Source organism: Kribbella sp. HUAS MG21 (assembly GCF_040254265.1).
In the GTDB taxonomy this organism is placed as follows: domain Bacteria; phylum Actinomycetota; class Actinomycetes; order Propionibacteriales; family Kribbellaceae; genus Kribbella.
Map to the genome: position 1 here is coordinate 1230208 of NZ_CP158165.1, position 12530 is coordinate 1242737.

Below are 12530 nucleotides of genomic sequence, written 5' to 3' on the forward strand. Positions count from 1 at the left end.
GGCCGCCGGACCGAAAGCCGCACGAAAATCATTCCAGAACGGTGAGCTGGGCCGGTCCGAGACGCAGTACGCCCGAGGTGAGCGGGGTAGTCCGGATCCCGCCGCGACCGCGCAGCGCTTTCATCGCGCCCGGCGCGAGGACCACGTCCATCCAGGCGCAAGGGTTCGCCGGGCGGTGGGCCTGGAAGGTGACCGGCCCTTGACCGGAGTCGAGGGTGAAGCGACGGCCGTCGATGCGGCGGCCGTCCGGGGTCCGGCGGGCGGCGAGCTCGTCGACCGGGAAGCCGCGGAGGACGATGTTGCGGCGGGTGAGGTGCGGGTCGAGCGGCGCCGGGAGGCTGAGAACGCGGGCGACCTCGTCCAGTGCGTCCGCATCCATCAGCGTGACGGCGGCGTTCTTGTGGACCTTCTGTCCGAAGTACCGATCACCGACAATCCCCAGCCCCGCCCGAACCTCGACCTCGGAGCGAGCAGGTGACTCGAGATCCGGCCGCGGCCCGTCCGCCGGCCGCCCCTCGTACGCGTGCTGAGGCGAAACAACCAGCGCGACGATCTCGACGCTCGTCATCTCAGCCCCAGGTCAGCGGGTCGAGGAGGCGGAAGAAGGTCAGACGGCGTGGGTCCGGGGTCGGTAAGCCGTAGGCCTCGAGGAAGGGGGTGGGGTCGGCGGACCATTCGTCGTGGAACTGGATCGTGGTGAGGGCCAGGTCGGTGTAGCGGTCGGCGATGCCCAAGCGGCCCAGGTCGATCAGGCCGCTGACCTCGAGGGTTTCCGGGTCGAAGAAGATGTTCGGGAGGCAGGCGTCGCCGTGGCAGACGACCGGTTCCAGGACGCTCTCGACATAGGGGCTCTCGGCAACGACTTGCGCAAGGAGGTCGGTCGGTGCGAGCTTGCGCCACTCGTCGGTGAGGAACTGCGGGTTCACGGCACCCCGTCGTACGACGTCCGCCGCGGTCGCGATCACCGACGCCAGCGGACGCTCGAACGGGCAGTCGCGCAGCTCGTGCAACGCACGCAGAGTCCTGCCCAGACTGCGCATCGCCCGCTCCCGCACCTCCGGCGGCAGCGTGTCCCCAGGAACCCCCGGCACAGCCGACGTCACCAGACACGCCCCCGCCGCGCCGGCCCCGTCGAGCGAACCCGCCGTACGCCCGCCGTCTCCAGGTACCTCGATCCAGTCGAGGACCTTTGCGCTGGGGAACCCCGTCCCGGCGAGCCACTCGATGCGTGCGCGTTCGGCTGCCAGTTCCTCGACCCCCGCCGCGTCGCAGCACTTGGCGAAGACGTTGCCGCGGCGGTAGACCGTCGTGTCGGACTCGCCGATGTCGACGAGCGTCCAGCCGTCACCCGGTGGCGCTGGCAATGCGTTCCCTCGTGTGCTGGAGGATCGCCGTCACCGGCCGACCCGTCACCAAGTCACCGTCCGCAACAAAGCCTTCCTCACGACCAGTCAGATCCTGGATCAACCGCGCCCGCCACAGCTCCCGCAGTTCCGGCTCCGACTTCACAATGTTCCGCAACTCACCAGGATCCGAGACCAAGTCGAAGAGCTGCTCCACACCCCGCTCGGATCCCCACACGTATTTCGTCCGACCGTCCGTCACCCACTGGATCGACTGCCCGAAGTGCAGATGCTCCCCGTGCAACCACTCCCGCACGGGCTCGTCCGACGTACCCCGCAGGTACGGCGCCAGCGACTGCCCGTCCACCGACGACGGAATCGGAACCCCGGCCAGATCCAGCAACGTCGGCATCACGTCCCGCAACTCCACCACATGGTCCACCACCCCACCCCGGACCGAACCCCCGGCGGACGAACGGTCCGCGACGATGAACGGCACCCGCGCCGACCCCTCGTACGGCACCGACTTGCGGAACATCCGGTGGTCGCCCAGCATCTCGCCGTGGTCGGAGGTGAACGCGATGATCGTGTCCTCGTACACCCCGAAGTCGACCAGCGCCTCGCGGATCCGGTTGATCTGCAGGTCGATCTGCGCCATCAGCCCGTAGTACCCGGCCCGGGCGCGGTGCACGACCCGGTCCGGCAGGTCGCCGACCGACGCCTGGTAGTCGCCGTCCTGGCGGTACTCGTCCCAGTCGTCCTCCCAGTCCCCGAGCTCCCGTTCGTACGGCGGCAGTGCGTTGTACTGGTCGAACGCCCACTGCGGCGGGTCGTACGGCGGATGCGGCCGGTGGAACGACAGGTACAGGAAGAACGGCCGGGAAGGATCCCGCCGGTACAGCCACTCGATCGTCTGCGTGCCGATCCAGTGCGTCGGATGCAGCTCCTCCGCCTTGTCCCATGGCCGCGCGACCACCGAGTTGCAGTTCACCCCGTGATCGAAGTACTCCGCATCGGGCGAAACCCCGGGCTGCCGTCGCAGCCAGGGCACGTAGTCGTCGAAGAACCCGAACTGCTGCCGGTGCGAACGCCGCGCGTGGTGCAGGAACCCGTCGTGCAGGATCACGTCATCGAACCCGAGCCGCGCTCGCTCCGGCCAGACGTGCATCTTCCCGATCGCCTGCGTGTGGTACCCCGCCCGCCGGAACTCGCCCTGCACCGTCACCGGGTGCGCGGCGTCGAACGGTACGCCGTCGGTGTACCCGACCCGTCCGTGCCGCTCCTGCGACTGCCCGGTGAACAACGCCGCCCTGGCCGGTACGCACGACGGCGTCGCGGAGTACCCGCGGCTGAACCGCACCCCGTTGCGCGCCAACTCGTCCAGATGCGGCGTCTCGACGTACGGGTGACCGGCGCACGACATCGCGTCGCCCCGCCACTCGTCGACACAGATGAGTACGACGTTCGGCTGTCTCACGGAACCACCTTCGAAGAGTCGCGGACGATCAGTTGCCAGGGGAAGTCGAACACCTCACCGGGTGCACCCTCGCGGTCGGTCAGCCGGCTGACGATGATCCGGGCCAGCCGGTCGTTGAAGTCGACCGGCCCGACCGTCGACAGCGACGGGTCGAGGTGTTCGCCCTCCGGCGTGTTGCCGACGCCGACGATCGCGAGCTCCCGCGGTACGTCGATCCGCAACCGGTGCGCCGCCCGCACGCACGCGATCGCGGCGAAGTCCGTCGTGCAGTAGATCGCCGTCGGGCGGTCCGGCTTGGTGAGCAGCGCCATCGCGGCGCGGTACGCGCCCTCGGGGTGCCGCTCAAAGATCTCGATGTCCTGCTCGCGGACCGGCTTGCCCGCCGCGCGCAAGGTGTTCAGATAGGCGTCGAATCGCGCGAACCCGGTGGTCCGCGACGTCAGCGCGCCGACCCGGTCGTGACTGGCCAGCAGGTGCTCCACCGCGAGGTGGCAGCGCGGCTCGGCACCGGACCGGATCACGTCGAAGCCCCGCGGCTCGAGCCGTTCGTCGAACGCGACGATCTGCACACCCTGCGCCGCGAACGCCTCCAGCTCGGCGATCTGCTCCGCGTCCTGCAGCACGCTGTCGATGAAGATCACGTCCGGCGTCCGGTTCGACAGGACGGTCCGCCAGTCGCCGTCCGCGACGATCAGCGCCGTCTTGCCGAGCGGAGTCACGGCCGCACTCACCGTGGCCGCGACCGCCTGCGACCAGGGGTCCGCCAGCACGCTCAGCGACAGCAGGACCAGGTCCGACTTGCCGGTCCGGATCGCCCGGGCCGCGTCGTTGCGCCGGTAGCCGAGCCGCGACGCGGCCTCGCGGACCCGGTCCGCCGTGGAGTCCTTGATCGTGTGACTGCGGTGCCGTCCGGACAGCACGTAGGACACGGTCGCGACCGAGACCCCTGCCTCCTTCGCCACCATCCGCAGCGTCGGCCGGTCGGCCAAAGGTGAGGACATAGGACGATTCTTGCAGATCAGCCTTTGACCGCACCGGTGATGACGCCTTTGGTGAAGTGCCGTTGCAGGAACGGGTAGACCAGGGCGATCGGGACCAGCGCGACGACCACGACAGCCATCTGCAGGGACTGCGGCTGCGGCAGCGGTTCCACCCCGAGTTGGTCCGCCGACAGCGACTTGCCCTGCAGCACGTACGTCCGCAGGATCACCTGAACCGGCCACTTCGACGTGTCGTTCAGGTACAGCAGCGCGTTGAAGAACGCGTTCCAGAACCCGACCGCGTAGAACAGGCCGACCACCGCGATCACCGCCTTCGACAGCGGCATGATGATCTGCCGGAGGATGGTGAAGTCGCTCGCGCCGTCGATCCGCGCGCTCTCCAGCAGCTCGCCCGGTACGTTCATGAAGAAGGTGCGCAGGACAACGAAGTTGAAGGCCCCGAGCGCGCCCGGGAGGATCAGCGACCAGAGGCTGTCGAGCAGCCCGAGCTGCTTCACCACCAGGAACATCGGGATGATCCCGGGCGCGAACAGCAGCGTGAACAGCACCATCAGCAGCACCGGCCGGCCGAACAGCACCGGCCGCGACGTCGCGTACGCGAGCGCGATCGTGACGGCGAGCGCGATCGCCGTACCGACGACGGTGACGAAGACGCTGACCATGATCGCGCGCCCCATCAGCCCGCCGCTGAACAGCGTCTCGTACGCCTTCAACGTCGGATGCGACGGCCACAGGACGTACCCGCCGGCGTCGATGATGTCCTGGTCACTGGCCAGCGACGTCGACACCACGACCAGGATCGGTACGACGATCACCAGCGCGAACCCGCCCAGGATCAGCGCCTTGACCGCCTGGTACGCCGGCGACGGATTCTCTTTCCACACAGGTCTCATGAGCGCCTCTGGAAGATTCCCGGCTCACCGAGCCGATGTGCGAGCGAGTTGGCACCCCACAGCAGCAGCGCGCCGACGACACCCTTGGCCAGGCCGGCCGCTGCACCACTGCTCCAGTCGCCGCCGACCACTCCGGCGTAGTACGTGAAGGTGTCCAGTACTTCGGCAGCGCCCGGGCCGACCGAGTCGCGTTGCAGGATGAACTGCTCGAACCCGACGCTGAGGATGTCGCCGATCCGCAGGATCAGCAGGAGCACGATGACGGTCCGCAGCGACGGCAGCGTGATGTGCCACATCCGGCGCCACCGCCCGGCGCCGTCCGCCGCGGCCGCCTCGTACAGCGAGACGTCGACGGTGGTCAGCGCCGCGAGGAAGATGATCATCGCCCAGCCGGCGTCCTTCCAGATCAGCTGCGCGACGACGAGCAGCGGGAAGGTGTCCGGGTTGGTCATGAACGGGATCGGGTCCAGCCCGGCCTGCCGGAGAAGGTTGTTGACGAACCCGGCCCCGCCGAGCGACTGCTGGAACAGCGTCACGACCAGTACCCAGGACAGGAAGTGCGGCAGGTACGCGATCGTCTGGAACCAGCGCCGGATCCGGTTGCTGACCAGCGAGTCGACGATCAGCGCCAGCCCGATCGGCACCGGGAAGAACAGCAGGAGCTGGACGCCGGCCAGCAGCAGCGTGTTCCGCAACGCGTCCCAGAAGTCCGGGTTGTCGTAGAGATTGACGAAGTTCTGCAGGCCGTTCCACTCGCTGTGCATGATGCCGAGGTACGGCTGGAAGTCCTGGAACGCGACCACGTTGCCGAGCACCGGCAGGTAGAAGAACACCAGCAGGAACAGCACGCCGGGGATCATCAGCAGCACCATCTGCCAGTCCCGGCGCCATTTCGCCTTCAGCGGCAGGCCCTTGGCGGCCTGCCGCTTCGAGGAGTTCGGCTTCAGCATCGATCAGGACCCGGTGACCGGCACACCGGCCGGCAGGACGGCGGCGAACTCGTCGCGCATCTTGTCGCCGCCGCCGGACTTCCAGCGCTTCAGCGCCTCGTCGTACGCGTCGATCTTCTGCCGGCCGGTGACGATGTCGACGATCGTGTCCCGGAACGCCGCGGTCAGCTTCGGGCCGACCTTGCTGTTCGTGTCGGAGTACGTGCCCGCGGTCGGGTTCCGCATCGCGAACTTCAGCAGCTGCTGCTCGGTGGCGTAGATCTTCTTGGTGTCCTCGGGGTACGCCGGGTTGAAGATCACGCTCTCCGGCGAGTTCATGATCTGCAGGGCGCTGACCAGACCGGGGGCCTGCTGCTGACCGGCCTTGGTGAGCACCGGGTTCTTGTTCGCGTCGAGCTGGTACTGCTCGCCCTCGGTGCCGAAGTTCTTCTGCAGGTACTCCTTGGTGCCGAACGGCGCCGACAGGTAGTCCATCAGCGCGAGCAGCTCGCGGATCCGGCCCTCGTCGGTCTTCTTGAACGGCGTGAACCCGACGGTGCCGTAGCCCATGTCGTAGATCGGCTTCGCCTTGCCGTCGTGGCCGAACGGGATCAGCGTGTCCGGGAACAGCGTCGGGTCCAGCGCGCGGAAGTCGGCCGTCGCGCGCGGGCCGACCACGACCTGCGCGGCGATCTGGCCGTTGACGGTCTTCGGCGTCGCGTCGGCGAGGTTGAGGTCCGGGTAGAAGACCTTCGCGGCCCAGAGCTTGGCGGCGTACTCGACGGCGGCCTTGTAGTTGTCGGTCTCGTAGAGGTGCGTGAGCGAGCGGTCCTGGTTGACCCGCCAGCCGTTCGGCGCGCCGAACCACTCGCCGAACATGTGCAGCATGTTGATGATCGCCGGCTCGAGCGCGTAGTTCGTGCCGTTGCTGAGCTCCTTGCACTTCGCGAAGAACTCGTCCGCGGTCGTGCACTGCAGGCCGCCGACCTTGGCCCAGGTCTTCGGGTTGCCCATCATCACCTGGCCGAACGGCGTCGACGGGATCGGCGCGCCCCAGATCTTGCCGTTCACCACCGCGGTCCGCCAGGACGCCGGCTTCAGCGCGGCCAGGTTCGGGTACTCCAGGACCGCGTCGCCGGAGAGGTACTTCGTCAGGTCCTGGAACTTGGCCTCCAGCATCGGGCCGATGTTCGGGATGCCCTGGTTCGGCGGCAGCCACATCAGGTCCGGCAGCGAGTCGCTGGCGAGCAGCGTCGCGAACTTCTCCGGGTAGCCCGGGTCGGTGCCGATGGTGAGCCGGAGCTCGGCGCCGAGCGCCTTGTTCAGCGACTGCCACATCGGGTTGCTGCCCATCGGCGGCGGGGGCGTCGCGAACGTCTCGGTCAGCGCGGTCACCGGGTTCTTCAGCGGCGGCGCCTTGACGCTCGCGACCGCGTCCGCCGGGAACCTCAGGAACCCGGGCTCCAGGCCGGACTCGGCCCCCGGGAGGTCCGGGCGCAGTCCTTCGAACGGCTTGTACGTCGGAAGCTTGAGGTCGCTCGAGGCCTTCGCACCCCCGTTCGACGCTCCACCGTCCCCACAGGCCGCCAGCGTCGAGGACGCGATCGCCGCCCCGGACACCTGCAGAAACCGCCGCCGACTGATCATAGTTGCTCCAAGTTTCGAAGAAGTGCTCACTAATACTCACTTAAACGTTAACCCGGACCGTAAACCTCGACGGCCTCTCAACGCAAGAGAGATCGACCATCCGGCGGTTGACGCTCGACGGCGCACAGCACTACGGTGAGTGGAAATTCTACAAGTGAGGAATTTCTTCGATGCCTGCTCCTCGATGGGTCGCCAGAGCCAACCGGGCGGGGCTGAACCGGGTCACGAAGTTCGTCGCGCCCTGGGCACCCGGCTGGGCGGTCGTCGTGCACCGCGGCCGCAAGTCCGGCCGGACCTTCCGGACGCCGCTGTGGGCGTTCCGCCGCGGCGACGGCTTCGTCATCGCGCTGACGTACGGGCCGGGCGCGGACTGGGTGCGCAACGTCGTCGCCGCGAACGGCTGCGAGCTCGAGAGCCGGCGCCGCCGTTACGAGGCCGTCAACCCGCGCGTCTATCGCGACGAGAACGCGACCGACATGCCGGCCTTCGTCCGCTTCATGCTGCGCAAGGTCATCCAGGCGCCGGAGTTCCTCGCGCTCGACGTGGCGCGCGACCTCGGCCCGGCGAAGTGACTGGCGGGTTGTGTCACTACTGGCGTGTTACAACCCGCCAGCGGTGACACGACCCGCTATTGGTGCCTCACAACCACCTGGTGTGCGGTGTCAGCAGGTGACTATGAGGCCTGTGAGGGCGTTGCAGGTGCGGGACGCCTTGTCGTTCGTCGCGACCGGGTCGCTCGGCGAGCTCGCCGTCCGCGTCGCGGTCCCGGTCAGTGCGCCGGCCGTGAGCAGGCCGGTGTCCGCCGACACCGTGCGCGTCGTACTCGCGCCACTCGCCAGCGACGCGATGTCGCAGTTGACCGACCTCGTCGTACCGACACGGGTGCAGTTCGACCCCGCGTACGCCAGGCCGGCCGGATAGGTGCCGACGACCCGGATCGCGGTCGCGTCCGCGGGCCCGTTGTTCTTGACCGTGATCGTGTACGTGATGCGCGCGGTGATCGCGCTGCGCACCGACGCGGTCAGCGACACCGCGATGTCAGCCGCGCTTGGCGTAATCGTGATCGTCGGGCCGGTGTGGACGTCGAACGCGTAGTTGTCGGCCAGGAACTGATGCCGCAGGACGAACGGATCCTGGCGCGTGGCGTCCTTCACCCGCATAGTCCAGACGACGGTCCGGCTCTCGCCCGCCGGGACGTCGCCGAACGCCGCACGCAGGTGCGTTCCCTCGGCGACGAAGCAGACCACCGCTCCGGTACAGCCGACCAGTTCGAGCCAGTCGGTGATGTTCTGGTTCTGCGCGTACAGCGCCGCCTTGCCGCCCAGGAGCGGACCGGCGAGCTGGTTGTGCACTGTTTGCGTGACCGTGAACGTGTCCCCCGGTGCCAGCGTCGTCGCGCTGACCTCCACTGCGCTGCTCGGTGGCGGATCCTCGGCGGACGCGGTCGCCGGCACCGCCAGCGACGCTCCGACGATCCCCGTGATCAGCGCAGCACGAAGCAACCTCCAGGCATGCATCGCAGGCCCCCCTCGATCCCCATGAATTCAGCTGCCCCCACAGCCCGCCGACGGCGGTGGAAGCAGTATGGAGTTCGGTACTCTCGGTGGTCAACACTCAACGGCCGAGGATCAGTCGATTGAGTAAGTCCTCGACCCGCGCGGCACGCCCTGCTTGCCGGTGCCGTTCCCACTCCGCGCGCGAGAGCCGGTCACCGACCAGTTCGAGGGCCTCGGCCAGCTCCTCCAGCAGGTACGGATTGGGGATTTCGAGGCGCTCGCCCATGGCTTCCTCCGCGCCGAACAGCTCCGCGGCGCCGACCGGGTCGCCACGGCGGAGCAGCAGGTTCATCGCGGTGTTGGAGAACGCCATCGTCAGGCTCGGGCTACCCAGAGCGACCACGGTCGGGACCAGTTCCTGGGCCAGCGCGCCGGCCTCGTCGAGCCGGCCCGCGAGCGTCAGCAGGTACGCGAGATTCTGACCCTGTACGGCGACCTCGTGCGCGTCTCCGAGGGTTTCGGTGATCGTCAGCGACTCGCGCAACAGCTCCTCCGCGCGGTCGAAGTCGCCGAGATCCTCCTCGATACCGCCCAGGTGGCTGAGGACGCGCGCCAGCCGCCACGGATCGTCGAGTTTGCGGTGCCGGTCAACAGCGTCGACGAGCGTCGCGCGCGCCGCATCGACGTCACCCCGTTGGCGTTGCACCGAGCCGAGCACGGTCAGCCCGAACGCGACACCGGCCTGGTCATCGAGTTCCTTGGACATTTCCAGACTGCGGTTCGCCACGTCATGAGCGCGCTCCGGCTCGCCCTGGATGAGCAGCAGGTTGCTGAGACCGCGCAGGCAGGCGGCCAGCTCGGGCGAGGACGTCGTACCGGCCGCTGCCACGATCCGCTCGTGCCAGCTGCGGCTCTCGGCGAGGTAGCCGCCGAGCATCCACACCCACCCGAGGCGCTCGCACAGCCGCAGGCCGGTGGGTACGTCGTGCTCGGCCGACCAGGCGAGGGCCGTACGGAAGTTGTCGAGCTCGGCCTCCGCGTGCTCGAGCGGGTAGTCGGAGGTGGTCTTCTTGCGGTGCTCCAGCTCCGCGGAGAGGTCTGCGTAGTAGGTGGCGTGGGCGGCGCGGACCGCGGCGTCCTCAGCGGAGGCTCCGAGCTCGTCCGCGGCGTACTGCCGGATGGTCTCCAGCAGCCGCACGCGGGTGCCGTCGGGTCCGTCGGACAGCGTGATCAGGTTGGCGTCGTGCAGCTCGGCGACGGCGCCGAGCATGTCGACGCCGGTGGCAACTTTCTCGACGGCGGCCAGGCCCGCGCCGCCGGCGAACACGGCGAGCCTGCGGAACGTACGGCGATGCTCGGGGGTGAGCAGCTCGTACGACCAGGCGATCGTGTCGCGCAACGTGCGCTGGCGTTCCGGCGTCACGCTGCTGGTCGACGCGATGTCCAGCGACTGGTCGATGCGGGCGAGCACCTCCTTCACGCTGAACAGCCGCAGCCGGGGCGCGCACAGCTCGATCGCCAGCGGCAGCCCGTCGAGCCGGCGGCAGATCGCGACGACGTCGGCGTGGTTCTCCGGTGTCAACGCGAACGCCGGGCGGACGGCCTGAGCCCGCTCCACGAAGAGCCGGACGGCGGCGTCGTCCGTGATCGGCAGCGGAGCGACCGGGTGCTGGTGCTCGCCGGTCAGCCCGAGGGCGCGGCGCGAGGTGGCGACGAGCTTCACGTGGGCCGCGCCTTCGATGATCTCGGCAACGACCTTGCTCGCGTCGGGCAGCTGCTCGAGGTTGTCGAGGACGAGAAGCAGTGTGCGCTGGGCGAGGTAGGCGACCACGCGGCCGCGCTCGCGGGGCGGGATGTCGAGGACCTCGGCGATCGTGGTCCACAGCACCCGCTCGGTCGTCACGGCGGCGAGCGGGACGAAGTACACGCCGCCCGGGAAGCTGGTGGTCAGCTCCGCCGCCGCGCCGATCGCCAACCGGGTCTTGCCCGCCCCGCCCGGCCCGGTCAGCGTCACCAGCCGTACGTCGGGACGCCCGAGCAGCCGGGTGATGCGGTCGAGGTCCTCGGCGCGCCCGAGCAGCGGTGTGGCCGGGGCGGGGAGGCTGGTCGACGTACCGAGGGTGCGTGGCGGCGGGAAGTCGTTCTGCAGGCCGTCGACCGCGACCTGGAGCAGGCGCTCGGGTTCCGGGATGTCCTTCAGGTGATGGGTTCCGAGGTCGCGGAGCGTGACGCCGTCGGGCAGTTGCGTGAGCTGTCCGGTGACGGCCGACACCACGATCTGGCCGCCGTGCGCGGCGGCGCCGATCCGCGCGGCGAGGTGGACGTCCATGCCCCAGTAGTCGCCGTCGTACACGCCCGGCGTACCGGTGTGGATGCCGATCCGAACCCGCAGCCGCTCGCCGCCCGGCCAGTGGTGGTCCGCCAGTCCGCGCTGGCCCTCGACCGCCGCGCGGACCGCCTCGCCTGCGGTCGGGAACACGACGAAGAAGCTGTCGCCCTCGGTCCCCAGCTCGGTCCCGCCGTACGCCGTCCACGCGGCGCGCAGGATCCGGCGGTGACCTTCCAGCGCGTCGAGGTACCGCTCCCCCAGGCGGCGCAGCAGCACCGTCGACCCCTCGATGTCCGAGAACAACATCGCGACCATTCCCCCACCCATGCCGCCAAGTCTCTGCGCCGGTGCGGAGTACGTCGAGAGGTCGGCTGGGGCTGATCGTCGGGCGTCGGGCGTCGGGCTCAGGTGATGCCGGCGGTGCTTTCGCGGACCAGCAGCCGGAAGGGGGCCTGCTTGCGGACCGGTTCGCGGTCGGAGCGCTGGTCCCGGAGGGCCTCCAGCGCGAGCCGGGCGATCGCGACCCGGTCGGGCGCGACGGTGGTGAGGGTCGGGAGGGTGGCGAGGTCGTACGGGATGTCGTCGAAGCCGACGACGGCCACGTCCTGCGGGACTCGCAGACCGCGCAGCACCAGCGCGCGGATCGCACCCATCGCGAGCCAGTCGGTCGCCGCGAAGACCGCGTCCGGCGCCTCGTGCCCGGCGTCGAGCCAGGCGCCGAGGGTCTGCTCGGCGTCCTCACCACGGAGGCCGCCGGTCGGCAGCACGATGTCCTCGTCGACCTCCAGGCCCGCGGCGGCGAGCGCGTCGCGGTACCCGTTGATCCGCTGGTCGTCCATCCGCGGGCCTGGCGCCAGCGCCATCACCTTGCGCCGGCCGAGCGACAGCAGGTGCTCGGTCGCCACCCGCCCCGCCTCGCGGTTGTCGATACCGACGTGGTCGGCGCGATGCTCGGGACCGGCCTTCTCGCCCAGCAGGACCAGCGGCAGCCCGGGATCACGCCGCTCGAGGTCCTCCGGGGTGAGGCCGAGCGGGCTCATCACGATCCCGTCCAGCCGCGCCGGGTGCCGCTCGGTGAGCAGCGCGAGCTCGGTCTCCCGGCGGCCGCCGGTCTGGTGGAACTGCACGATCCAGCCGAACGCCTCGGCCTCGTCGAGCATCCGGGCCGCGAGCGAGGCGAAGTACGGCCGGTCGAGCTGCGGCACCGCGAGCGCGATCACGCCGCTGCGGCCCTGGGCGAGGTTCCGGGCCGCGATGTTCGGCCGGTAGCCGAGCTTGTCGATCGCGGCCAGCACCCGCTGCCGGGTCTCCTCGCGGACGTGCTCGGCGCCGTTGACGACGTTCGACACCGTCTTCATCGACACGCCGGCGGCCTCGGCGACATCGGTCAGGCGCGGCCTCATAGCTGGCAGGAT

General features: G+C 69.4%; 11 protein-coding genes. 1 reads left to right on the forward strand and 10 read right to left on the reverse strand.

The genetic code is table 11. From position 1 onward, the window contains the following. Window positions 1-28: 28 nt before the first annotated feature. Genes ABN611_RS05970 through ABN611_RS06000 form a run of 7 tightly spaced genes read right to left on the reverse strand, consistent with a single transcriptional unit; the run spans window position 29 to window position 7290 of the window. Entirely contained in the window at window positions 29-568 is a 540-nt protein-coding gene (locus tag ABN611_RS05970) for an MOSC domain-containing protein (RefSeq protein ID WP_350278771.1), read from the reverse strand. Between the two features lies 1 nt (window position 569). Then, the gene (locus ABN611_RS05975) at window positions 570-1364 is read right to left on the reverse strand and encodes an aminoglycoside 3'-phosphotransferase (protein WP_350278772.1); all 795 of its coding nucleotides are present in this window, start codon (window positions 1362-1364) and stop codon (window positions 570-572) included. Further along, the gene (locus ABN611_RS05980; protein ID WP_350278773.1) at window positions 1345-2820 is read right to left on the reverse strand and encodes an arylsulfatase; all 1476 of its coding nucleotides are present in this window, start codon (window positions 2818-2820) and stop codon (window positions 1345-1347) included. Before ABN611_RS05980 ends, ABN611_RS05975 begins: the two co-directional genes overlap by 20 nt. Then, complete coding sequence (locus tag ABN611_RS05985; protein WP_350278774.1) at window positions 2817-3821, reverse strand: LacI family DNA-binding transcriptional regulator; 1005 nt, start codon at window positions 3819-3821, stop codon at window positions 2817-2819. Before ABN611_RS05985 ends, ABN611_RS05980 begins: the two co-directional genes overlap by 4 nt. Before the next feature lie 17 nt (window positions 3822-3838). Then, on the reverse strand, window positions 3839-4714 hold the full coding sequence (locus ABN611_RS05990; RefSeq protein ID WP_350278775.1) for a carbohydrate ABC transporter permease: 876 nt from the start codon (window positions 4712-4714) through the stop codon (window positions 3839-3841). After that, window positions 4711-5664, reverse strand: a complete 954-nt coding sequence (locus ABN611_RS05995) for an ABC transporter permease subunit (RefSeq protein WP_350278776.1) — start codon at window positions 5662-5664, stop codon at window positions 4711-4713. Before ABN611_RS05995 ends, ABN611_RS05990 begins: the two co-directional genes overlap by 4 nt. A gap of 3 nt (window positions 5665-5667) precedes the next feature. Beyond that, window positions 5668-7290, reverse strand: coding sequence for a substrate-binding domain-containing protein (locus ABN611_RS06000; RefSeq protein ID WP_350278777.1), 1623 nt, complete (start codon window positions 7288-7290; stop codon window positions 5668-5670). A 170-nt stretch (window positions 7291-7460) separates the two neighbouring features. Between ABN611_RS06000 and ABN611_RS06005 the strand changes: the two genes are divergently transcribed. Then, window positions 7461-7862 (forward strand): nitroreductase family deazaflavin-dependent oxidoreductase, encoded by a 402-nt coding sequence (locus ABN611_RS06005; RefSeq protein WP_350278778.1) that lies wholly within the window; start codon window positions 7461-7463, stop codon window positions 7860-7862. 90 nt (window positions 7863-7952) lie between these two features. Here the strand turns inward: ABN611_RS06005 and ABN611_RS06010 are convergent, their stop codons facing one another. The 3 genes from ABN611_RS06010 to ABN611_RS06020 all read right to left on the reverse strand — a co-directional run bounded on the left by ABN611_RS06010 (window position 7953) and on the right by ABN611_RS06020 (window position 12518). After that, complete coding sequence (locus tag ABN611_RS06010; RefSeq protein ID WP_350278779.1) at window positions 7953-8807, reverse strand: DUF11 domain-containing protein; 855 nt, start codon at window positions 8805-8807, stop codon at window positions 7953-7955. A 97-nt stretch (window positions 8808-8904) separates the two neighbouring features. After that, window positions 8905-11442 (reverse strand): tetratricopeptide repeat protein, encoded by a 2538-nt coding sequence (locus tag ABN611_RS06015; RefSeq protein WP_350278780.1) that lies wholly within the window; start codon window positions 11440-11442, stop codon window positions 8905-8907. A 77-nt stretch (window positions 11443-11519) separates the two neighbouring features. After that, window positions 11520-12518 carry a LacI family DNA-binding transcriptional regulator gene (locus ABN611_RS06020; protein WP_350278781.1) on the reverse strand — a complete coding sequence of 333 codons (999 nt, stop codon included), beginning with the start codon at window positions 12516-12518 and terminating at the stop codon, window positions 11520-11522. Between the last annotated feature and the right edge of the window lie 12 nt (window positions 12519-12530).

Excerpts from the sequence above, each read along its gene's own strand:
- ABN611_RS05970 (WP_350278771.1), bottom strand. The coding sequence starts at position 568 with ATGACGAGCGTCGAGATCGTCGCGCTGGTTGTTTCGCCTCAGCACGCG.
- ABN611_RS05985 (WP_350278774.1), bottom strand. The coding sequence starts at position 3,821 with ATGTCCTCACCTTTGGCCGACCGGCCGACGCTGCGGATGGTGGCGAAG.
- ABN611_RS05990 (WP_350278775.1), bottom strand. The coding sequence starts at position 4,714 with ATGAGACCTGTGTGGAAAGAGAATCCGTCGCCGGCGTACCAGGCGGTC.
- ABN611_RS05995 (WP_350278776.1), bottom strand. The coding sequence starts at position 5,664 with ATGCTGAAGCCGAACTCCTCGAAGCGGCAGGCCGCCAAGGGCCTGCCG.
- ABN611_RS06000 (WP_350278777.1), bottom strand. The coding sequence starts at position 7,290 with ATGATCAGTCGGCGGCGGTTTCTGCAGGTGTCCGGGGCGGCGATCGCG.
- ABN611_RS06005 (WP_350278778.1), top strand. The coding sequence starts at position 7,461 with ATGCCTGCTCCTCGATGGGTCGCCAGAGCCAACCGGGCGGGGCTGAAC.
- ABN611_RS06010 (WP_350278779.1), bottom strand. The coding sequence starts at position 8,807 with ATGCATGCCTGGAGGTTGCTTCGTGCTGCGCTGATCACGGGGATCGTC.
- ABN611_RS06015 (WP_350278780.1), bottom strand. The coding sequence starts at position 11,442 with ATGGGTGGGGGAATGGTCGCGATGTTGTTCTCGGACATCGAGGGGTCG.
- ABN611_RS06020 (WP_350278781.1), bottom strand. The coding sequence starts at position 12,518 with ATGAGGCCGCGCCTGACCGATGTCGCCGAGGCCGCCGGCGTGTCGATG.